The organism is Aeromonas sp. 30P, from assembly GCF_051919805.1.
GTDB classification, from domain to species: domain Bacteria; phylum Pseudomonadota; class Gammaproteobacteria; order Enterobacterales; family Aeromonadaceae; genus Aeromonas; species Aeromonas veronii.
Genome location: NZ_JBQBEA010000001.1, coordinates 1,891,997 through 1,912,143, shown reverse-complemented (window position 1 = coordinate 1,912,143; position 20,147 = coordinate 1,891,997). Strand labels below are relative to the sequence as shown.

The window sequence follows — 20,147 nt, the reverse complement described above, 5'->3', positions numbered from 1 at the left end:
TTGTGTATCCGATCAAGCTTCTGCATCTTGTTGCAAACGACTCCACATCGCCTGCACCAGTTTTTCATCCTCTTCAGAAAGCTCACCTTGCAAGATCGCCTCGTTGAGGCTGCGCAGCACATAGCTCTTGACGTCCCGCACCAGGGTCTTGCCTTCCAGCTCGGCCCGGGCAACGGCCAATGAGATATGACCTCGCAGGTAACCCCCCGCAAACAGCTCATCGTCGGTCGCGGTGGCAACCATGCTGTCGATCAGTCCCAACAACTTGTGCTCAAAATCGTGAATCGTCATGTAACGCAGCCTCATTTGCGGCAAAAAATTCGGGGGTATGGAACCGCAATCCGGTTGATTGCAGCTCTCTGGCGCCAGGCCAGCAGCGTCCTTGGCGTCCTATTCCGGGTTGGCCACCGGGTAGATGACCTGATCCTTGTATCCCGTGGTTATTCGCAGATAACCACGCAACGCCCGGTTTAATTCGGGATCATCGGTGTCCACCAGCAGCGGCCTGCCCGCAAGGGCGGCAAGCTTGGCTTTGGTTGCCAGCACCTGGATATTGTCCAGCCCGACACACCGAATCACCTCTGGACTCAATTGCTGATTTCCGCGCCCGAACAGATGTCCCTGTCCGCCTATCAGGGTAATGATCAGTCGGCAGCGACGGCCGCGGATCCGGGTCAGGATCTCGGCGGCGCTGAGATCCTGCCCGATAAGTCGGCCATTTTCCACCAGATCCACACCGAGCAAAGTATTTTCCAGACCGAGCTCAGCCATACAGGCTGCCACCGTGCTGCCGGAGCCCATCAGATAGAGGGTATCGGGCTCCATCTGCTCCACCACACCGGCGGCGAGATCCGCCAACACCAGCTCTTCGGACTCCTTGCCCCCCTGTTTTACCGCCTGTACGTAACGCAGATCACCGGGCACCTTCAGCTGGCCGTAGTGGCGGGCCCGCACCTTGCCCGCGCGAAACGCCTCCTCGTCGATGTCGCGCACCTCGGCATCGATCAGGCTGAGCAGTTCCCCTGCGATCATCCGCGCCACCACCCGCCCGCTGGCAGCGGGCGTCACCCCGTAGACGCCGGAGTGGATCTTGCACCCCGCGGGAATGCCGAGCACATGGCAGGACTCCCCCACCGCGGCGCAGATATCCCGCGCCGTGCCATCGCCACCGGCAAACAGCAGCAGATCGACCCCAGCTTCGCGCATCAGCCCGGCGGCGTGGCGGGTATCATCGGCCGAGGTGCTCTCCCCGGCCGGTTGATAGATGACCCGACAGGGTAGTCCCAGAGATCGGGCTACCGCCTCCCCCATCTCTCCCGCCACCGTCAGCAGTTCGAACGGGACGCTCAGCTCGCACAGTGGCAACAAGGCTTGCCGCGCCCGCTCCTGCGCTTTGGGCACAGCGCCTCGGGCCAACGCCTCGGCAACCACACCGTCACTGCCCTTGAGCCCCACTGCACCGCCAATCCCGGCGACCGGATTAATAATGAACCCTAATCGAAACATGCCTGCCTCCCTTGCGATGGCCACCATTTTTATCTTTTCCCCCCTCTGGGACAAGCAGTGGCGCCCCTGCTAGAATGCGCTGCTTCAATTTTCCAACCAATTTTCAACCAAGGTTCAATCATGCTGGAATGGGTTCTTGATCCCTCTGCCTGGGTCGCACTCGCTACCCTTACCCTGCTCGAGATCGTGCTGGGCATCGACAACATCATCTTTATCTCCATCCTGGTCGGTCGCCTGCCGGAGGCGCAGCGTCAAAAAGCGCGCATTCTGGGTCTGGGGCTCGCCATGGGTACCCGGATCCTGCTGCTGCTCTCGCTGGCCTGGGTGATGCGCCTCACCGATCCGCTCTTCACCGTGCTGGGTGAAGCCATCTCCGGCCGCGATCTAATCCTGCTGCTGGGGGGCCTGTTCCTCATCGGCAAGAGTGCCCACGAGATCCACGTCACCCTGGAAGGGGCGGCCGAGCCGGAGAGCGTCAGCAAAGCGGCCTCGGGCTTTATCAGCACCCTGATCCAGATCGCCATCCTCGATATCGTCTTCAGCCTCGACTCGGTGATCACCGCAGTCGGTATGGCCGATCACGTGCCGGTGATGGTGCTGGCCATCATGATCGCCGTCTTCATCATGATGTTTGCCGCCAAATCCATCGGTGATTTCGTCGACAGCCATCCCACCATCAAGATGCTGGCCCTCTCCTTCCTCACCCTGGTGGGCTTCGCCCTGATGGCCGAGGGGATGGACCTGCATATTCCGAAGGGCTACATCTACTTCGCCATGGCCTTCTCGCTGGTGGTGGAGATGATCAACATCCGCCTGCGCAGCCATCACGACAATAACGGGCAAAATAGCGCGCAGTAACCCTGCCCGCACATGCCCTCGCGACCCCGCTGTCGCGATCAAAAAGAGCGCCGGTCGGGCGCTCTTTTTTTATGGGTAACGACACGATAAAAGGGTTATTGATCGCTGATGACGATGGCAACCCGGCGGTTGGCGGCCCGGCCCTCTCTGGTCTTGTTATCCGCCAGCGGCATGGTCTCGCCACGGCCATGGATCTCCAGATTGGCTGGCTTCATGCCGACCGAGACCAGCACATCGGCCACCGACTGGGCCCGCTTCAGGGAGAGTTGCTGGTTGTAGCTGCTCTCGCCGGTATTATCGGTGTGACCATCCACCCGCGCCTTGTCCAACCCTACGCCAAGCAGTGTTTTACCCAGTTTTTCAACGGATTGGCGAGTCTGGGGATTGAGCGCCCCCACGTTGTTGGCAAACAGCACCCGGTTGGCCAGATCCAGCGTCCACCCCTCATCGGTCAGATAAAAGCCCTGCTCCTTGAGCACGGCGATTTGCTCCGGGGTCAACCCCTTGGGCGCGCTCTGGCAACCGGCCAGCAGCGACAAAATCAACCCCAGCAGGGTCACTTTCAACAGGTGGGTGATCTTCATGGTTTGCTCCTTGTTTATGTTGTTATTCTTGCCAGTCAGGCGATGGTTTGCTGTTCGCTGCGGCGCGCCCGTTTCGCCAGATACATGGCTGCATCGGCCTGATCACACAGCACGCTGGCACTCATGCCCGCCTGATAGACGGCGAAGCCGACACTCACCTCGGCCACCAGCTGACGACCGTCACGCAGCGCCACCGGTTCGCTCATCGCCTGCTGGATGCGGCCAATCACCTCTTCCACCTCATGCTGTCGCTGGAGTGGGCCAACCAGCACCGCAAACTCGTCACCACCGAGGCGAAACACCAGATCATCCGGACGCAGCTATGCTGCACCCGTCTTGAGAGCGCAATCAGCACATCGTCACCGGCGTTGTGCCCCAGCGTGTCATTAATTTGCTTGAAACGATCACAGTCGAGATAGAGCAGCGCAAACCCCTCTTGCTCGCCGAGGGAGATGGCCTGCGCGAGCCGCGCTTCAAACAGGGCGCGATTGGGCAGCCCGGTGAGGGCATCGTGGGTCGCCTGATGGAGCAGGCTGGCATTTTCGCGGGCCTGCTGGGCCTGCCAGGCTTGCAGCTCGTCCAGCAGGGAGTTGAAGTCATCCCCCAGCTCGTTAATCTCGACGATATCGGCCGGTGGTGCCCGCATCCCCAGGGTGCGCTGTCGGCGTACCGAGTGGGCGACAAGTGCCAGTTTGCGCAGCGGTGCGGTGATGGAGACCTGCATCCGGTCAGCCACATAGAGTGCCACCATGGCGCTCAGCATCAGGCAAACCACCATCACCAGCAGCGCCGAGAGCAAAAACAGCAGCAGGTATTCACCGTGGCCGCGCAGTTCGATGGTGGCGATCTGCTCACCACCCCGCAGCATGGGGAGTTTGACTGGCCCCGGCATCAGCAGTTGGGCCAGATAGTCTTCGAGCGTCACCAGCGGGTTGCTTCTGGGGCGCTCCCAACTGGCGAGCAGCTGACCATTGGTCAGTACGATAGTGGCTTCAGCCACCTCTTCCTTGGCAACGATACCACTGAGCGCCTCGCTCGCCGCCTCCTCATCGTGGAACACCACCGCCGCCTCGGCGCTGTAGCTGATGGCGCGGGCTACCAGCTCCAGATTGTGGTCGGCGTAAAAACGCACTACCAGCAGGGCCACCAGAGTAAAAAAGAGTCCCGCCACACTGACGGCTGTGATGGCGGCCACCAGATGGGTTCGCCCCAGGCTCTGACGCAGGGTCAGACGGCGGGGAGCCGCGCTCACCTGTCGTCTCATGGGACCCCCTTGTCGGCATGGGCCAGCTTGAGCACGGCGGGATGCACCCGCACGCCGCTCAGGGCCAAGGCATCGAGGTTCACTTTAAACCGCACCCGCACGCTGTCCGGCGAGGTCTGCAGGCAGAACACCGAGCTGGTGGAACAGTCGTGGTTGTATTCGCTGATGCTAAGCACTGGGTGTCCCTGCAGGCGGGCAAACAGCGCAATCCGGGTCGGCTCGTCGAGTACCCCCAGATAGAGCACATCGCAGTGATCGCTGATGGCCGGATCGCTCGCCTCGTAACGATGGACCTGCACGGTACGGCCATTGGCCTGACGATCGATGGTAAAGAGAGCGCCGGCATATTCGGTCGGCGCCGCCACACACATGCGCAGCACCGCAGGCTCGGTGGGCCAGCGGGTATAACTCATGATATCGAGCACCAGCTCCCTGACCGCCGTCGCCCGGCTCTCTGCGGCCGTTTCCGCCAGCGCGCGGGGCAACAGCAGGCCAAACGCAACCAACAGGAGCGCCAGACGGGCAGTTAAGCGGGGGGAAAAGAGTAACAGCATGATCGGGAGGTGGTCGCCTTGACAATACCGCTGCTATGGCATTGCGGTTCGGGTACATGAACCCAGATAGTAAGTTGGCTGACACTGGCCTGACAAGTCTCACCCCGCCATCATCTACCGAGTTCGTGTAAAGAAAACGGAGAGCCCGTCTGGTAACGGGCTCTCTGGTGGCAGGCAACAAGACGGCAATCACTTCTTGCTGATGCCGTATTCTCGCAGCTTGTTGGCGATGGCGGTATGCGACACGCCCAGGCGTTTGGCCAGCTGGCGCGTCGACGGGAAGGCGGGATAGAGCCGGGCCAGCAGCTGGCTCTCGAAGCGCTTCACCGCATCGTCAAGATTCCCCTCAAACCACTCGTCGATCAGCGGCATGGTATCGGCCGCCACCGGCAGGTCGATCTGCTCGGGCCCCAGCTCATCCCCTTCCAGCAGGGTCATGGCACGGTAGAGACAGTTGCGCAGCTGACGTACGTTGCCCGGCCAGCGGTAGGCGGTCAGGTAGTCGGCCATGTTGCGGGTAAAGCGCGGACGGGGTCGCTGCAACTCGCTGGCAAAGCGGGAGACAAACTGCTGGGCCAGCACCATGATGTCTGCCTTGCGCTCGCGCAGGGGGGGCAGCGCCAGACTGAGCACGTTGAGGCGATAGTAGAGATCCTCGCGGAAGGTTCCTTCGTGCACCAGATCCAGCAACTGCTTCTGGGTGGTGCAGATGAAACGCACGTTGACCTTCACCTCCTGCTCGTCACCGACCCGGCGGAACACCCCATCCTGCAACACCCGCAGGAACTTGGTCTGCAGATGGGGAGACATATCGCCGATCTCGTCCAGCATCAGGGTGCCGCCGCTCGCCAGCTCCAGCACGCCGCGCTTGCCCTCGGTGTTGTTGCCAAAGGCACCGGGGGCATAACCAAACAGCTCGCTCTCGGCCACGTTATCGGGCATGGCGGCGCAGTTGAGGGCCATAAAGGGGTGGCTGGAGCGCAGGCTGGCCCCGTGACAGGCACGGGCCAGCAGCTCCTTGCCGGTACCGGTCTCACCGACAATCAGCAGCGGCGCGTCCTGCATCGCCAGTTTGCGCGCTTGCGACAGCACCTCTTTCATCTTGGGGCTCTCGGCCTGCAGATGCTCGAAGCCCCCCACTTCCACCGCATGAAGCGCGCTGAAGTGCAGGCCGACCCGGCGGGCAGATTTGAGCACCACCACGGCCCCAGCCAGCGCCTGCTTGCCGCGGGCTTCTGCCACGAACAGCGGCATCAGATCTGCCAGATACTCTTCGCCATTGAAACTGAGCTTGCAGGTCTGCGGCTTGATCTCGCTCGCCTCCAGCCAGCGGGTGAAGGAGAAACCCTTGACCAGCGAACCGAGCGCCACGCCGCGCACCTCCTCCACCGGCAAGCCGAGGGTGGTGAGGGCCGACTGGTTGGCCTGGGTCACCTTACCCTTGCTGTCGAGGGAGAAGACCAGATCCGGCAGCGCCTTGAGCAGCGCCTCGATCTCGTGGTGCTCTCGCTCGGAAGGCATGTAGGGGATGGTCTTGACGTCGTAGACGCCGGGAATTCGGCGGATCTCCGGCATCAGGTGCTGAAAATCACTGAACTCCAGCTCGGGAAAGTTGAGATAGATGATGCCTGAGGTATCGATTTCGATGCCGCGCAGATCGATATTGTGCTCCACCAGGCGGTCGAGCAGTTCCCGGGTCAGGCCCAGGCGGTCTTCACAGCTGACTTCAAGACGCATTCGGGACACACTTCCTAGCTAACTCTATGAATGAGCGGATAATACAGTCTCGATCCCCCCAGTGCGAGCGCCAGCCCATAAAAATGCGGGCCCGCCCCGCTTTCGCAGGCAGGCCCGGGTCAACCGATGACGCTGGTGTGGGGTGCGATTACCGGAGCAACTGATCGGTGCGCGCCGCCATGATGAAGTCGTTGCGGTGCAAGCCGCCGATCTTGTGGGTCCACCAGCTGACGGTCACCTTGCCCCACTCGGTCAGGATGGCCGGATGATGGAACTCCGCTTCCGCCAGCTCCCCCAGGCGGTTGGTAAACGCCAGCGCCTCCTTGAAGTTGCGAAACGTAAATTCCCGCCGCAGTTGCAGCGCCCCCTCCTCCACCAGCGGCTGCCAGTCGGGAATAAGCTGCATCAGCTCGCACAGCTCCTCATCGCTCACCTTGGGGGCATCGGCGCGACACGCTTCACACTGCTGGCTGGCCAGTTCGGACATGGGTTACTCCTGCTTGAATTAATGAAAAATTAATGACAATGAAATAGGGTTGTTTGCTTTTGGTCAGCTCGCCTGTTTGCCAGCGGCAACCTCAAAACGTGGCGGATAAAGGCCAAGCCGACTGGCCTCCGCCAGAGCAGCCATGATCTCCTCACCGGTCAGCTGGTAGAGATGATCGAGACTCGGCAGCACAAAATAGGTGGGCTGCATGATGTCGATGCGATACGGGGTGCGCAGCACGGTCAGCAGATCGAAGGGTTGCAGCAGCGGCTTGCCGGAAAGGGCATAAGCTGTCTCGCCGATGGAGGATAGAATGCCGCCACCGTAGATACGCAGCCCGTCCGGCGTTGCCAAGAGGCCAAACTCCACGGTGAACCAGTAGAGCCGCGCCAGAAAGACCCGCTGCTCCTTGCTCGCCTGCTGCCCCAACTGACCGTATAGGTGGGTGAAGTGGGCAAAGGCCGGATTGGTCAGCATGGCGCAGTGGCCGAAGATCTCGTGAAAGATATCCGGCTCTTGCAGGTAGTCGAGCTCGTCCCGGCGCCGGATAAAGGTAGCCACCGGAAACTGGCGATTGGCCAGCAGGGCGAAGAAGCGATCGAACGAGATAAGCGCAGGCACCGCCGCCACCGACCAGCCGGTCGCAGGCAGCAAGACGGCGTTGATCTCGGCCAGCTGGGGGATGCGATCACGGGGCAGCCCCAGTCTGTCGAGACCGGCCAGATACTCGTCACACCCCTTGCCATCGAGAACGGCGAACTGACGTTCGATCAGGATCTGCCAGGTGCCATGCTCTTCGGCCGAGTAGTGGATCATCCCCCGGGCATCCGGCTGGTGGGCGGTGTAGAAGGTTGCCATAGCGGTTCCATCCTCTGGCGCCACATCAAGGCGCCTTGCCGTTTCATCACGATTTCACTGTAACGAAATGGCAACAAAAAAAGCAGCTGACCCATGAGTCGGCTGCCTGAAACAGTTGTAAATAAATTGTGACAACCCGCTAACCAATCCCCACTACAGCTTGACCATGATATGGCGCGGCACCGTGTAATCCTCCAGCGCATAGAGGGAGAGATCCTTGCCGTAACCCGACATCTTCATGCCGCCGTGGGGCATCTCGGAGGTGAGCATGAAGTGGGTGTTGATCCAGGTGCAGCCATATTGCAGGTGGCTGGCCACCTTGCTGGCGAGGCTCAGATCCTTGGTCCAGACCGACGAGGCGAGGCCATAGTCCGAGTCGTTGGCCCACTGCACCACCTGCTCGGCATCGTTGAAACGGGTCACCGACACCACGGGGCCAAACACCTCGCGGCGCACGATCTCATCCTCCTGCCGAGCCCCGACAATCAGGGTCGGCTCGAAGAAGAAGCCGTTGCCTGGACGGATCTTGCCTCCCGCCGTCACCTCCACATGACCGCTGCTCTGGGCCCGCTCGACAAAGCTGGCGACCCGGTTGCGCTGTCTGTCCGAAATAAGCGGCCCCATCTCGACCCCCTCCTCGTATTGGCTACCTACCTTGATGGAGGCCACCGCCTCGGTCATGGCGGCGACGAACTTGTCGTAGATCTTGCCCTGGGCATAGATACGGCAGGCGGCGGTGCAATCCTGGCCTGCGTTGTAGAAACCGAAGGTGCGAATGCCCGCCACCACCGCCTCCAGATCCGCATCGTCGAAAATGATGACCGGCGCCTTGCCTCCCAGCTCAAGGTGGGTGCGCTTCATGGTGCGGGCGGCGCTCTGCAGGATCTTCTGGCCGGTGGCGATATCGCCGGTGAGCGACACCATCCGTACCAGCGGGTGCTCCACCAGCGGTGCCCCCACGCTTTCCCCCCGCCCGCAGATGACGTTGATGACGCCACGGGGAAAGATCTCGCTGGCCAGCTCCGCCAAACGCAGCGCGGTGAGCGGGGTCTGTTCGGAGGGTTTGAGCACCACCGTATTGCCCGCTGCCAGCACCGGCGCCATCTTCCAAGCCGCCATCATCAGCGGGTAGTTCCAGGGGGCGATACTGCCCACAACACCTATGGGGTCGCGCCGGATCATGCTGGTATGCCCCTCGAGATACTCCCCCGCCAGCGGCCCTTGCAGGCAGCGGGCCGCCCCGGCAAAGAAGCGGAAGCAGTCCACCACTGCGGGCAGCTCGTCGTTGAGCACTGCCAGATAGGGTTTGCCGCAGTTGAGGGATTCCAGCGCCGCAAACTCCTCGGCGTGGCGCTCGATGAGATCCGCCAGACGCAGCAGCAGGTTGCTGCGCTGGGCAGGGGTAGTGCGGCTCCACTGGGCGAAGGCGCGCTGGGCACCGTTCACCGCCCGGTTCACCTGTTCGAACGAGGCTTCGGGCACGGCGGCGATCTGTTCGCCGTTGGCCGGGTTGAGAATGGGTTCGGCCTGCCCCTCGCCGGTCACAAACTGGCCATCAATCAAGAGTTGGGTAGAGAGTTTCATGGTTGCATCCTTGCGCACGCGTTGAGTCATCATTTGCCACTGCCAGCGACATCATGGGTGTCGCGAGTGAGGTAGTAGGCAAGCAAAATGGGGATAGTGGTGAAGGCCACTATGATGAGGGCCACCACGTTGGTGACCGGCCTGTCACGGGGACGGATCAGCTCCTGATACATCCAGATGGGCAGCGTGGTCTGCTGGCCCGCAGTGAAGGTAGTGACAATCACTTCGTCAAAACTCAGGGCAAAGGCCAGCATGCCCCCCGCCAGCAGCGCCGTGGCCAGATTGGGCAGGATCACGTAGCGCAGGGTCTGGAAGCCGTCGGCCCCGAGATCCATCGACGCCTCGATGAGGCTCTGGTTGGTGCGGCGAAAACGGGCCAGCGCATTGTTGTAGACCACCACCACACAGAAGGTGGCGTGGCCGATAACGATGGTCCAAAAGCTGAACGGGATCTCCATCAGGCCGTAGGCCGAGCGCAGCGCGATACCGGTGACGATACCGGGCAGCGCGATGGGCAGCACCAGCAACAGCGACACCACCTCCTGACCGAAGAAGCGGCTGCGGGCAATGGCCCCTGCCGCCAAGGTGCCGAGGATCATGGCTGCCAACGTCGCCAGCCCAGCGACCTCCAGCGACAGCTGGATGGCACGCCACACATCGGGGCGATTGAGGGTCACCTCGAACCACTTGAGGGTGAGCCCGGGTGGCGGAAACTGGTAACTCTTGCTCTCGCTGGTGAAGGCGTAGAGGAAGATAAACAGAATGGGAAAGTGCAGGAATAGAAGCCCGCCGATGGCGGCGTACTTGAGCAGGCCCGAAGGGCGCTCTCCCTGACGGCTCACAGAGCTAGCTGACATGACGGCCTCCTTGCTGCCGGTTCAAAGCGATAGGGTCAAAGCGCATCAAAGGCTCCTAACCGTTTCGCAATCGCCAGATAGATGGCGATGATAAGGATCGGCACCAGCGAGAAGGCGGCGGCAAAGGGCAGATTGCCCGCCGTTCCCTGCTGCATGTAGACCACCTGACCGATATACATGGTCGAGTTGCCGATGATGCCGGGGATGATGTAATCACCGAGGGTCAGCGAGAAGGTGAAAATGGAGCCCGCCACCACACCGGGCAACGCCAGCGGCAGGATCAGGTTGCGAAAGGTCTGGGCGGGTGTCGCCCCCAGATCGCTGCTCGCCTCCAGCAGGGATCGCGGAATACGCTCCACCGCCGCCTGAATGGGCAGGATCATGAAGGGCAGCCAGACATAGACGAACACGATAAAGGTGCCGAGCCGCGAGAAGGAGAGCGACGGGCCACCTATCACCGGCAGGGAGAGAATGGCATCGAGCAGCCACTCCAGCCCCATGCTGTCGGCCAGCCAGCTCACCACCCCCTCCTTGGCCAAGATCAGCTTCCAGGCGTAGACCCGCACCAGATAGCTGGACCAGAGCGGCAGCATGATCCCCACATAGAACAGCGCCCGGGTCTTGCCACTGGTGTAGCGCGCCATGTAGTAGGCAACCGGAAAACCGAGCAGGGCGCAGGCCAGGGTCACCAGCAGCGACATGCCGACGGTGCGGCCGATCACATCCAGATTCTCCGGCCGTAGCAGGGCGACGAAGTTTTGCAGCCCCAGCTCGTGGCGCACCTGACCGCTGAACTCGTCCAGCCCGAACAGGGAGTTGGAGAGCAGCATCAGCAAGGAGCCGACATAGATGATGCCGAGCCACAGCAGCGGCGGCCCCAGCAGGATCGCCAGCAGCAGGCCGGGTCGACCATAGAGCAGGGTCGAGAGGCGCCGCAGCGGCCTGAAACGGGCAGGTTCGGGCTGATGGTTCATGGCAAGACTCGCACTGTGAGGGGCACTCATGGCTGCGCCCCCTGATGGGCGCCGCTCAGGCGGTGGATGGCCTGCTCCGGCCAGCTGAGGCTGACCCTGCTGCCACGGGCCAGACGGGCCTGCCCCTCATTGGGGTGATTGACGATGATCTCGAGCTGCTCCCCGAGATCAACCCGATAACGGACGAAGGGACCCAGATACTCCACCTCGCGGATCTCCCCCGACCAGCCCGGCGTGCCCGCCTCAGCGAGCCGGATCCGCTCTGGGCGCACCATCATCTGGCTGCCGTCGCCGCACAGCCGTCTGGCCTGCTCCCCTTCGAACAGATTGACGGTACCGACGAAGCGGGCCACAAACGGCGTCGCCGGAGCGTCGTAGATAGTATCGGGGGCAGCGATCTGCTCGATCTTGCCCTGACTGAAGATGCAGATCCGGTCGCTCATGGAGAGCGCCTCCTGCTGATCGTGGGTGACGAAGATAAAGGTGATGCCCAGCTGGCGTTGCAGCGCCTTGAGCTCAAGCTGCATCTGCTCGCGCAGTTTGAGATCGAGGGCCCCCAGCGGCTCATCCAGCAGCAGGATGCGGGGCTGGTTGATAAGCGCCCGGGCGATGGCGATGCGCTGGCGCTGGCCGCCGGAGAGCTGGCTCGGGCGGCGCTTGCCGACCCCGGGCAGTCGCACCAGCTCCAGCATCTCGTCCACCTTGCGATAGCGTTCCACCTTGGCGACCCCCTTGAGCATCAGGCCATAGCCGATGTTGTCGCGCACATCCATGTTGGGAAACAGGGCATAGTCCTGAAACACGGTATTGAGGTTGCGATCATAGGGCGGCACGGTGGAGCAGGGTTCGCCAAACAGGCGGATCTCCCCATCGCTCGGGTACTCGAAGCCCGCGATCATCCGCAGGCAAGTGGTCTTGCCGGAACCGCTCGGCCCCAGCAGGGTAAAGAATTCCCCGGAGGGGATCTGGAAAGAGATGTCGTCGACCGCCTTCACCTCGCCATAGTGGCGACTGACCCGGTCAAATTGTACGGCGTTCATGGGGCATCCTTGTCTGTACTGGGATGGGCCGGACTCCTGTCCGGCCCGCTTGATTATCCGCTCTCGGCAGTCGTGCAGAGGAGGAGCTACTCCCCGCCTTAGCGACCACCCAGAATGGCGATATAGTCGGAGACCCAGCGGTAATAGGGCACGCAAGTTCCCTGGCTCTTGCACTGGGAGACCGGAGTGCGCCAGAAACGAACCCGATCGAAGTTGTCGATACCGTTGGTTTTGCACCCGGTCGGGCCCAGCAGGGCATTGCCCTCGCAGGCGGCAGGTACCACAGGCACCGAGCCAAACCAGGCGGCGAGATCTCCCTGCAGCTTGTTGCTCAGGGAGTGCTCCAGCCACTTGTAAGCGCAGGTGAGGTTCTTGGCATCGCTGTGCACCATGCTGGTATCGGCCCAACCGGTCACTCCCTCTTTCGGCACAGTGGTGGCGATGGGCTGCTTGTCGGCGATCAGGGCGTTGGCCTGGAACGGCCAGGAGCCTGAGGCAACCACCCCTTCGTTCTTGAAGTCATCGATTTGAACGAAAGCATCATGCCAGTAGCGTCCCACCAGCTGGCGCTGCTTGCGCAGCAGATCGAGGGAGGCCTTGTACTGATCCTCGTTCAGCTCGTAAGGATCCTTGATGCCCAGGGCGGGCTGATGGGTCATCAGATAGAGGGCGGCATCGGCGATGTGGATCGGGCCGTCAAAGGCCTGCACCCGCCCCTTGTTGGACTTGCCATCCGCCAGGGTCTGCTCCTCGAACACCACGTTCCAGGAGTCCGGTGCCTTGGGGAACACCTTGGTGTTGTACATCAGGATATTGCCGCCCCACTGGTAGGGCACGCCGTAGTGCTTGCCATCCACAGTGTGCCAGGGGGCATTTTGCAGCCGGGGATCAATCTTGCTGTAGCTCGGGATGAGCGCCAGATTGAGCGCCTGCACCTTGCCACCGGCAATCAGACGCAGACTGGCATCGCCGGAGGCGGTCACCAGATCGAAGCCCCCCTCGTTCATCAAGGCCACCATCTCGTCCGAGGTGGCCGCCGTCTTGACGTTCACCTTGCAGCCGGTCTCTTTTTCGAAGCCAGTCACCCAGTCGTAGTTCTTGTCGGTCTCACCACGCTCAACGTAGCCAGCCCAGGCCACGATATTGAGCTGGCCTTCACCCTTGCCGAGCTCGGTCGGGGCAGCCTGGGTCTGGCCTGCCAGCAGCGCCGGAACAAGAGCCAGCATCAGAGGGGTCAATTTCATCATGCACTCCTTGCATTGTGTTGACTTGCATCAGGTGAAGGAACGCCACCATGGGCGTTAACATCCTGTTAACCAGCAATGAGCTTAGGGGAGTGGCAATACGATGAATATTTCAATTTTTGGTGGCTCAGGTATCAGCTAAATCGATATCGAGTGCAGATGAATCTGATTTTTGGTGGCTACCCCGCAAGAGATGGCTAACGAGGGAGCGCCTGACGGGCCCGCAACCGGCTCTGATCCCGCGCAATATCGATAAATTCCCGCGCCGTCCAATCCAGCCGAGAACCACGGCGCCACACCAGCCCGATATCGATGGCGGGAATGGGCTCCTTGATGGGGCGCGCCTCGACCCGCTCCTGCTCCAGCGACCAGGGGCGATAGGCAAAGTCGGGCAACAGGGCGACCCCGAGCTGGCTGGCCACCAGACTGCGCACCGCCTCCACCGACGCGGTGCGCAGCACGATACGGGGGGAGATGCCGTAGCGGCGCAGGCCGCCACCGATGATCTGATCGAGCTGATCGGCGGTCAGCGAGATCATCGGCTCCTCCCCCAGCGCGGTGAGCGAGAGGGTCGACTCAGCGCAGAGCGGGTGGTTGGCGGCCAGCCAGAGGCGCAGCGGCGAACGGGTCAGCAATTCGGTATCAAACGCCTCTTGCCGGATGGTGCGGTTGGTCATCAGGATCCCCACATCCACCTCGCCATTGACGATCTGGTGCTCCAGAAAAGGCTGTTCATCCTCCTTCACCTCGATCTGTACCGCCGGAAAGGCACGGCGAAAGCGGCCAAGCGCCTCTGAGAGGTAGTAACCCGCCACCAAGGTGGTCACGCCGATGGTGAGTCGCCCCTGATCCTGCTGGGCCACCGCTTTGAGGGAGTGGCTCGCCTCGGTCATGGCGCCGAGAATGCGGCGGGCGTGGAGCAAAAACTGGTGCCCCTGAGTGGTGAGGGTGACGCCGCGCGGATTGCGCTCGAATAGCGGGGCGCCGAGCTCGGTCTCCAGCTCGCGAATGGCGCTGGTCACCGCCGACTGGGAGATATGCAGCTCGGCGGCGGCGCGACTCACTGAAAAGCTGTCGGCCACGGCCACAAAATAACGGATCTGGCGAAAGGTAAAGTTCATCAGGCATCCTTGCCGATTGGTACTATTGGTGTGATTGGTAAGATTGACTGCCAGCTTAACCGTAAACGGGCGCCTCGCCAAAACCGGGCACTGCTGCCAACTCAATGATCTGCCGATTAAAACCATGCCCCTGCGGCTTGGCGAGCACAACAGGGGCATGGGTCATCGCAGCAAGGTGCAGACAGGGCTATCAGGATTTGTTGAGATACCCCGCCAGCTGGCCGATCAGCCGCTTGCGCAGCTCGCCGAGTTTCGGTTTTTCGTCCGCACACCAGGGCAGCGGGCGGCACGCCTCTATAGTACGCAGGCCAAGGCGAGCGGTGAGAAGCCCGGCCCCCACCCCTTGCGCCGCGCGGGCAGAGAGCTTGGCGGCAAACTCGGCGCCCAGTAAGTCCATCCCCACCTCGGTCACCAGCTCGGTGGCACCGGCGTAGAGCATGTTGCGAAACACCTGACGGATGAGGCGTATGCGGCTCCAGTAGCCGAGCTCGATGGCATAGACATCGGCGATATCCTCGATCATCCGCAGGTTGCGCCACAGCATCAGCATCATGTCGACGGTGGCGAGCGGGCTCAGCGCCACCAGCACGGCGGCCTCCCCCGACCACTTGGCTACCCGCGCCTGCGCCAGCTTGTCGCGCTCGCCGAGTACCAGCTGGCTGTAGAGGGTCAGCACCTCCCGATCGCAGTGGCTCTCATCGAGCTGGGCCAGCCAGGTTTGATACCCCTCGCGCCCCTTGTCGCCACTTTTGACCGCCAACCCTTCGCAAAAGGCCTGCCCCTGCCCGACTCCCTGATGAGCAAGCAGATCTTCTGCGCGCGAGCGTACATCCTGACGCCGCTTGAGGGTGCGCAGCCGCAGCCACTCGCGCCCCACCACGCTGGCGGTCCCCGCAGCCACCAGCGCCGAGGCCGCCAGCCAGGCGCTGCCCCAGAGCGGGGTGGTGAGGAATTGATCGTAAAGAAAGGCGCCATACTGGCCCAACGAGAGCAGACCGACCGCCCCCAGCCCCCACGCCAGTAGCCGATTGCGGCGGCGCGGTTTGATGACGAGGGCGCTCTCCACCTCGGTGAACTCGTCCAGCTCGTCGAGGCGCTCGAAACTCGCCTCCTCCAGCCGCTGGGCTGGTGCGGGCGGTCGCTCGTCACTGGCCACCGTCAAGGCTGGCTCAAGGATCACCTTGCCCTGCAGCGGTGGCCGCTCTTTTATCTGATCGTTCATCGCATTGTTCTCCTGTGCGCAGCCTTCGGCTCAGGTGCCAAGACCGCACACCGTTATTCGAGGTGATCCCCGAGCAGAAACTCCAGCGCAGCATCGAGCCGGATATGGGGCAGCGCCTGATGGGGGCTCATGGGCATGGGGCGAAACGCCTGAAAATCAAAACCCTGACTGTTCCACCACTGTGCGGGGGGAATATGAGGCGGCACTTCACCCGGGAACAGCAGCAGCGGCTCACCGCTCAGACTGGTGCCACGGATGGCAGGGAACTCGCGGCCATTGGCCACCCCCTTGCCCATTTCCGTCGCCTTGATGGCGGCGAGCGCCAGACACTCGGTGGTGATCCCCTCAAAACGGGCCTGCCCGCGGCCGCTGCGCACCAGATGCTGCAGCAGTGAGACCATGGGTGCATGCTGTTCGGGGGTGACGTGATCGGCCTTGCTCGCCACAAACAGCAGCTTGTCGATACGGGGCGAAAAGAGCCGCCGCCACCAGTTGCTCTTGCCGTAGGCAAAGCTCTCCATGATGCGGGCGATGGCCTGCTGCATGTCGCCAAAGCTGGCCGCCCCGGCGTTGAGAGGTTGCAGGCAATCCACCAGCACGATCTGGCGATCAAAGCCGGCAAAGTGCTGCTCATAAAAACCCTGCACCAGATGCTGCTTGTACTGCTCGAAGCGCTGCTTGAGGGTGGCGTAAAGAGTGCCATCGGCGGGCTCGCTGGCAGGCATCTCCCACACCCAGGGGACAAATTGCAGCATGGGGGCACCGGCATACTCCCCCGGCAACACGAAACGGCCGGGTTGAATAAGGTGCAATCCCAGCTCCTGTTTGCAGGCATGCAGATAGGCGGTGTAGCGCTCGGCAAGCTCAGCCACCGGCCGCTCTTCGAAGCGCTGATCGACCTGCCACCCGGGTGTCAGCCAGCTGGCGGCAAGTGTCTGCAGCTCGGGGCGACGAAGCTGCTCGCGCACCTGTTCGCTCCACTGCTCGTAGCTCATCTCAAGGAGCGGCAAGTCGAGCAGCCACTCCCCGGGGTAGTCCACCAGATCCACGTAGAGGGTGGAGATCTCCCCCAGATGCTTGCGCAGGGGGTGGCGGGTGCGATAACGGATTTCGAGGCGCACTTCGGCCACCCCGCGGGTGGGCTCGGGCCAGGCAGGTGGATCGCCAAACAGGGAGTCGAGGCCACGTTCGTAGGCAAAGGTGGGGATGTGGGCATTGAGCTGCGGCACCCGGCGGGCGCCGAGGATGCGCCCCTGACGCAGGGCATCCCACAACGGCAAACGGCCATCGATGGCCGCGTGTTCCAGCTGGTTGACCAGCGCCGTGATAAAGGCGGTTTTGCCGCTGCGAGAGAGGCCGGTCACCGCCAGCCGGATATGGCGATCACGCACCCGGTTCACCACGTCGTTCGCCTTGTGTTGCAGGCGAATCAACTTCTGTTCCAGTTTATTGAGTATCAAGGCTTGATCCGTTCTCCCTTGGTGGTTGCATCCGGCGTGATTGGCCGTGCGAGAGGTCGACCGCTTATCCACGTCTGGATAGTTGTCGTCGATGGTGGATCATCACAGAAGATTCCACCATCGAGATTGAGTGCTTGAGCAAGAACTACAGCTTGCGAAACTCCCGCTGCAGGGTGAACTCCCTGGAGGTCACCAGCTTCTCGATCCGCTGAACTCTGGGCTCCAGCGCGTCAAGTTCCTGCGCGATGCGGCCCAGCGCCTGATGAGGGGTGATCCCCGCCTGCCAGCTGCGCGCCTTCATCCGCACCTCGGCAAAGTCGGCATCCTCTTGTGAATAGAGGGTGACCGGCTTTTTATCGAGCAAGAACCAGGCGGCGATATAGGCTGTGAAGGTGATGAAACCGGCGAAGATAAGGCCACTGATGGCAAGCAGCCGCACGATCCAGGTCTCCACCCCGAAATACTCTGCCAAACCGGCACAGATCCCGGCTATCTTGCCACGCTGGGGATCACGATAGAGGTTACGCCCTTCACGACTGACACTGCTCATACCTTGTTCCTCCAACCGGGTACTTCCGCATCCAGAATCGACTCCAGCGCGCCCACTCGTTCCTGCATCTTCTCGGTGCGAGCCAGCAGCCCTTGCAGCTGTTCCCGCTCGCTATCGGCAAGACCGGCGCCAATCCGCCCCTTGGCACGATAGTGCAGCACTAGCCAGATGGGAGCTACCACCACCATGAAGACCACCATGGGAACCATCAATACGCCCAGCAGATCTTCCATCTGTTACTCCCCCTGTTTACCTTCGCTTTTGCTGTCGCCCTGACCCAGCTTCTGGCGCATGGCTTCCAGCTCGCGGCTTATCTGATCGTCCACTTCCAGCTCGGCAAACTGCTGCGCCAGCGCCTTGTCGGACTGTCCCAGATCGGCGCGCGCTTCCATTTCGTCGATGCGACGCTCCATCCGCTCAAACTTGCTCACCACCGCCTGGCTCTCGCCACGGGCTACCTGGCTCTGCACATTGAGACGGCTGCTGGCCGCTTCGGTGCGAATGGCCATCGCCTTTTGACGGGCGCGGGCATCTTCCAGCTTGGCTTCGAGCTGGCGGATCTCCTCACCCAGCTTCTCGATGCCGCTGTCGACCGCCTGCTGCTCGCGGTAGAGGGTCTCTGACAACTCGGTCTGCTTTTTCTTCTCGATAAGGGCGGCGCGGGCCAGATCTTCACGCCCTTTGGTCAGGGCCAGCTCGGCCTTGGCTTGCCACTCGTCGACCCGCTCCTGATGACGGGCGACCTGACGACCAATCTCTTTCTGGCTGGCGAGGAAGCGGGCCAGATTGGAACGCTCCTTGACCAGCTCGTCCTCCATCTCCTGGATGATCAGGCGCACCATCTTCTGGGGATCTTCTGCCTTGTCAAGCAGGGCCGTCAGGTTGGAATTGATGATGTCGGCCAGACGGGAAAAAATACTCATGATTGCACTCCTGTTATTGGCATGGCGTTGTTTCTCCATTGACAATGGCAACTTGTGTGCCAATCTGGAACAAAATTTAACTTGTTGATTTATATGGGGCAGAATAACCGGATTGCAAGATGCCTCGCGCAAGTGATGATTAAAATCACCAACTTTTGGTAAGATTGACCAGCTTTTACAACTGACAGGGATCACTATGACCACGGCCACGGAAAGCCTGCTGGGGGAATCCAACGCATTTCTCGAGATCATTGAGCAGGCCTCACGGCTCGCCCCGCTGCGCAAACCCGTGCTGATCATCGGTGAGCGGGGGACGGGCAAGGAGCTGATCGCCCACCGCCTACATTATCTCTCGGCGCGCTGGGATCAAAGCTTTGTCACCATCAACTGCGCCACCCTGAGCGAGAGCCTGCTGGAAACCGAGCTGTTCGGTCACGAAGCGGGATCGTTTACCGGTGCAGCCAAGCGCCATCAGGGCCGCTTCGAGCGGGCCGATGGCGGCACCCTTTTCCTCGACGAGCTGGCCACCACCAGCGCCCGGGTGCAGGAGAAGTTGCTGCGGGTCATCGAGTATGGCGAGTTCGAGCGAGTGGGTGGGGCCAAGCCCCTCAAGGTGGATGTGCGACTGGTCTGCGCCACCAACGAGGATCTCCCTGCGCTGGCCGACAAGGGGCAGTTTCGCCACGATCTGCTCGACCGGCTCGCGTTTGATGTGATCACCCTCCCCCCTTTGCGGGAGCGGCGGGAAGATATCCTGATGCTGGCGGAGCACTTCGCCCACAGCATGACCCGGGAGCTGGGCTATCCGCTGTTTGCCGGTTTCTCACGCAAGGCGACCCAGTTGCTGCTGGATTACCACTGGCCGGGCAATGTGAGAGAGCTGAAGAACGTGGTGGAGCGCAGTATCTATCGTCAGGGCAATCCCCAGCTGCCGCTCTCGACCCTGGTGCTCAACCCGTTTGATTCCCCCTGGCGACCACAGGTCACGCAACCTGCGCAAGAGGCCCGAAGCGAGGTACAATCTGCATCCCCCCTCGCCTTGCCGCTCGATCTCAAGCAGGCGGTGGCGGAGTACGAGATTAATTTACTCAAGCAAGCGATGCAGCAATCCCAGTATAATCAGCGCAAAGCCGCTCAACTGCTGGCCTTAAGCTATCACCAGTTCCGTGGCATGCTACGCAAATATCAGCTGCTGGATGGCGATAACGATGCAGAACAAGAGTGAAGGAGCGCGGTTGATGCCGACTCCAGCAACACGCCAGCCTTCGCGCTGGCACATTTGTATCAAAACGTGCGTACAAAACCCCTATAAGAACATGGTTCA

20 protein-coding genes and 1 pseudogene are annotated in these 20,147 nt (G+C 61.7%); 2 read left to right on the top strand and 19 right to left on the bottom strand.

The window, feature by feature from the left end; genetic code table 11:
• Window positions 1-12: 12 nt before the first annotated feature.
• The gene (locus ACTG2B_RS08890) at window positions 13-291 is read right to left on the bottom strand and encodes a YfcL family protein (RefSeq protein WP_005333639.1); all 279 of its coding nucleotides are present in this window, start codon (window positions 289-291) and stop codon (window positions 13-15) included.
• 99 nt (window positions 292-390) lie between these two features.
• Window positions 391-1,506 (bottom strand): ATP-NAD kinase family protein, encoded by a 1,116-nt coding sequence (locus ACTG2B_RS08885; protein ID WP_252412905.1) that lies wholly within the window; start codon window positions 1,504-1,506, stop codon window positions 391-393.
• A gap of 120 nt (window positions 1,507-1,626) precedes the next feature.
• Here ACTG2B_RS08885 and ACTG2B_RS08880 point away from each other — a divergent pair, with 120 nt between their 5' ends.
• On the top strand, window positions 1,627-2,364 hold the full coding sequence (locus ACTG2B_RS08880; protein WP_005333641.1) for a TerC family protein: 738 nt from the start codon (window positions 1,627-1,629) through the stop codon (window positions 2,362-2,364).
• Window positions 2,365-2,459: 95 nt separating this feature from the next.
• Here ACTG2B_RS08880 and ACTG2B_RS08875 read toward each other — a convergent pair whose 3' ends face one another.
• The 17 genes and pseudogenes from ACTG2B_RS08875 to pspA all read right to left on the bottom strand — a co-directional run bounded on the left by ACTG2B_RS08875 (window position 2,460) and on the right by pspA (window position 18,823).
• A complete protein-coding gene (locus ACTG2B_RS08875; protein WP_236267853.1) occupies window positions 2,460-2,948 on the bottom strand; it encodes an OmpA family protein in 489 nt (162 codons plus the stop codon).
• A gap of 35 nt (window positions 2,949-2,983) precedes the next feature.
• Window positions 2,984-4,212 (bottom strand): annotated as a pseudogene (locus tag ACTG2B_RS08870) (diguanylate cyclase domain-containing protein).
• The gene (locus tag ACTG2B_RS08865) at window positions 4,209-4,766 is read right to left on the bottom strand and encodes a YfiR family protein (RefSeq protein WP_005333646.1); all 558 of its coding nucleotides are present in this window, start codon (window positions 4,764-4,766) and stop codon (window positions 4,209-4,211) included. The pseudogene ACTG2B_RS08870 and the gene ACTG2B_RS08865 overlap by 4 nt, the downstream one beginning before the upstream one ends.
• Window positions 4,767-4,955: 189 nt before the next feature.
• Complete coding sequence (tyrR, locus tag ACTG2B_RS08860) at window positions 4,956-6,503, bottom strand: transcriptional regulator TyrR (RefSeq protein WP_005333656.1); 1,548 nt, start codon at window positions 6,501-6,503, stop codon at window positions 4,956-4,958.
• Window positions 6,504-6,651: 148 nt separating this feature from the next.
• Window positions 6,652-6,990, bottom strand: a complete 339-nt coding sequence (locus tag ACTG2B_RS08855; protein WP_439995539.1) for a 4a-hydroxytetrahydrobiopterin dehydratase — start codon at window positions 6,988-6,990, stop codon at window positions 6,652-6,654.
• A 63-nt stretch (window positions 6,991-7,053) separates the two neighbouring features.
• Window positions 7,054-7,848 (bottom strand): phenylalanine 4-monooxygenase, encoded by a 795-nt coding sequence (gene phhA / locus ACTG2B_RS08850; RefSeq protein WP_439995538.1) that lies wholly within the window; start codon window positions 7,846-7,848, stop codon window positions 7,054-7,056.
• A 153-nt stretch (window positions 7,849-8,001) separates the two neighbouring features.
• On the bottom strand, window positions 8,002-9,432 hold the full coding sequence (locus ACTG2B_RS08845; RefSeq protein WP_042083344.1) for a gamma-aminobutyraldehyde dehydrogenase: 1,431 nt from the start codon (window positions 9,430-9,432) through the stop codon (window positions 8,002-8,004).
• 29 nt (window positions 9,433-9,461) lie between these two features.
• Complete coding sequence (locus ACTG2B_RS08840) at window positions 9,462-10,289, bottom strand: ABC transporter permease (protein WP_005352644.1); 828 nt, start codon at window positions 10,287-10,289, stop codon at window positions 9,462-9,464.
• A gap of 35 nt (window positions 10,290-10,324) precedes the next feature.
• On the bottom strand, window positions 10,325-11,293 hold the full coding sequence (locus tag ACTG2B_RS08835) for an ABC transporter permease (protein WP_005346227.1): 969 nt from the start codon (window positions 11,291-11,293) through the stop codon (window positions 10,325-10,327).
• Window positions 11,290-12,303 carry an ABC transporter ATP-binding protein gene (locus tag ACTG2B_RS08830; RefSeq protein WP_320546010.1) on the bottom strand — a complete coding sequence of 338 codons (1,014 nt, stop codon included), beginning with the start codon at window positions 12,301-12,303 and terminating at the stop codon, window positions 11,290-11,292. The genes ACTG2B_RS08835 and ACTG2B_RS08830 overlap by 4 nt, the downstream gene beginning before the upstream one ends.
• A gap of 98 nt (window positions 12,304-12,401) precedes the next feature.
• Window positions 12,402-13,547: an ABC transporter substrate-binding protein gene (locus tag ACTG2B_RS08825; RefSeq protein WP_115521822.1), complete on the bottom strand. Its 1,146-nt coding sequence runs from the start codon at window positions 13,545-13,547 to the stop codon at window positions 12,402-12,404.
• A 197-nt stretch (window positions 13,548-13,744) separates the two neighbouring features.
• Complete coding sequence (locus ACTG2B_RS08820) at window positions 13,745-14,668, bottom strand: LysR family transcriptional regulator (RefSeq protein WP_005346246.1); 924 nt, start codon at window positions 14,666-14,668, stop codon at window positions 13,745-13,747.
• Window positions 14,669-14,858: 190 nt separating this feature from the next.
• A complete protein-coding gene (locus ACTG2B_RS08815) occupies window positions 14,859-15,890 on the bottom strand; it encodes a YcjF family protein (RefSeq protein ID WP_439995537.1) in 1,032 nt (343 codons plus the stop codon).
• Window positions 15,891-15,943: 53 nt separating this feature from the next.
• Window positions 15,944-17,350, bottom strand: coding sequence for a YcjX family protein (locus tag ACTG2B_RS08810; RefSeq protein WP_439995536.1), 1,407 nt, complete (start codon window positions 17,348-17,350; stop codon window positions 15,944-15,946).
• 145 nt (window positions 17,351-17,495) lie between these two features.
• Window positions 17,496-17,900, bottom strand: coding sequence for an envelope stress response membrane protein PspC (gene pspC / locus ACTG2B_RS08805; RefSeq protein ID WP_005333670.1), 405 nt, complete (start codon window positions 17,898-17,900; stop codon window positions 17,496-17,498).
• Entirely contained in the window at window positions 17,897-18,133 is a 237-nt protein-coding gene (pspB, locus tag ACTG2B_RS08800; RefSeq protein WP_005333672.1) for an envelope stress response membrane protein PspB, read from the bottom strand. The genes pspC and pspB overlap by 4 nt, the downstream gene beginning before the upstream one ends.
• Before the next feature lie 3 nt (window positions 18,134-18,136).
• Window positions 18,137-18,823 carry a phage shock protein PspA gene (gene pspA / locus ACTG2B_RS08795; RefSeq protein ID WP_005361184.1) on the bottom strand — a complete coding sequence of 229 codons (687 nt, stop codon included), beginning with the start codon at window positions 18,821-18,823 and terminating at the stop codon, window positions 18,137-18,139.
• A gap of 196 nt (window positions 18,824-19,019) precedes the next feature.
• Between pspA and pspF the strand changes: the two genes are divergently transcribed.
• Complete coding sequence (pspF, locus tag ACTG2B_RS08790) at window positions 19,020-20,048, top strand: phage shock protein operon transcriptional activator (protein ID WP_005333674.1); 1,029 nt, start codon at window positions 19,020-19,022, stop codon at window positions 20,046-20,048.
• The last annotated feature ends 99 nt before the right edge of the window (window positions 20,049-20,147 follow it).

Excerpts from the sequence above, each read along its gene's own strand:
- ACTG2B_RS08890 (WP_005333639.1), bottom strand. The coding sequence starts at position 291 with ATGACGATTCACGATTTTGAGCACAAGTTGTTGGGACTGATCGACAGC.
- ACTG2B_RS08885 (WP_252412905.1), bottom strand. The coding sequence starts at position 1,506 with ATGTTTCGATTAGGGTTCATTATTAATCCGGTCGCCGGGATTGGCGGT.
- ACTG2B_RS08880 (WP_005333641.1), top strand. The coding sequence starts at position 1,627 with ATGCTGGAATGGGTTCTTGATCCCTCTGCCTGGGTCGCACTCGCTACC.
- ACTG2B_RS08875 (WP_236267853.1), bottom strand. The coding sequence starts at position 2,948 with ATGAAGATCACCCACCTGTTGAAAGTGACCCTGCTGGGGTTGATTTTG.
- ACTG2B_RS08865 (WP_005333646.1), bottom strand. The coding sequence starts at position 4,766 with ATGCTGTTACTCTTTTCCCCCCGCTTAACTGCCCGTCTGGCGCTCCTG.
- tyrR (WP_005333656.1), bottom strand. The coding sequence starts at position 6,503 with ATGCGTCTTGAAGTCAGCTGTGAAGACCGCCTGGGCCTGACCCGGGAA.
- ACTG2B_RS08855 (WP_439995539.1), bottom strand. The coding sequence starts at position 6,990 with ATGTCCGAACTGGCCAGCCAGCAGTGTGAAGCGTGTCGCGCCGATGCC.
- phhA (WP_439995538.1), bottom strand. The coding sequence starts at position 7,848 with ATGGCAACCTTCTACACCGCCCACCAGCCGGATGCCCGGGGGATGATC.
- ACTG2B_RS08845 (WP_042083344.1), bottom strand. The coding sequence starts at position 9,432 with ATGAAACTCTCTACCCAACTCTTGATTGATGGCCAGTTTGTGACCGGC.
- ACTG2B_RS08840 (WP_005352644.1), bottom strand. The coding sequence starts at position 10,289 with ATGTCAGCTAGCTCTGTGAGCCGTCAGGGAGAGCGCCCTTCGGGCCTG.
- ACTG2B_RS08835 (WP_005346227.1), bottom strand. The coding sequence starts at position 11,293 with ATGAGTGCCCCTCACAGTGCGAGTCTTGCCATGAACCATCAGCCCGAA.
- ACTG2B_RS08830 (WP_320546010.1), bottom strand. The coding sequence starts at position 12,303 with ATGAACGCCGTACAATTTGACCGGGTCAGTCGCCACTATGGCGAGGTG.
- ACTG2B_RS08825 (WP_115521822.1), bottom strand. The coding sequence starts at position 13,547 with ATGAAATTGACCCCTCTGATGCTGGCTCTTGTTCCGGCGCTGCTGGCA.
- ACTG2B_RS08820 (WP_005346246.1), bottom strand. The coding sequence starts at position 14,668 with ATGAACTTTACCTTTCGCCAGATCCGTTATTTTGTGGCCGTGGCCGAC.
- ACTG2B_RS08815 (WP_439995537.1), bottom strand. The coding sequence starts at position 15,890 with ATGAACGATCAGATAAAAGAGCGGCCACCGCTGCAGGGCAAGGTGATC.
- pspC (WP_005333670.1), bottom strand. The coding sequence starts at position 17,900 with ATGAGCAGTGTCAGTCGTGAAGGGCGTAACCTCTATCGTGATCCCCAG.
- pspB (WP_005333672.1), bottom strand. The coding sequence starts at position 18,133 with ATGGAAGATCTGCTGGGCGTATTGATGGTTCCCATGGTGGTCTTCATG.
- pspA (WP_005361184.1), bottom strand. The coding sequence starts at position 18,823 with ATGAGTATTTTTTCCCGTCTGGCCGACATCATCAATTCCAACCTGACG.
- pspF (WP_005333674.1), top strand. The coding sequence starts at position 19,020 with ATGACCACGGCCACGGAAAGCCTGCTGGGGGAATCCAACGCATTTCTC.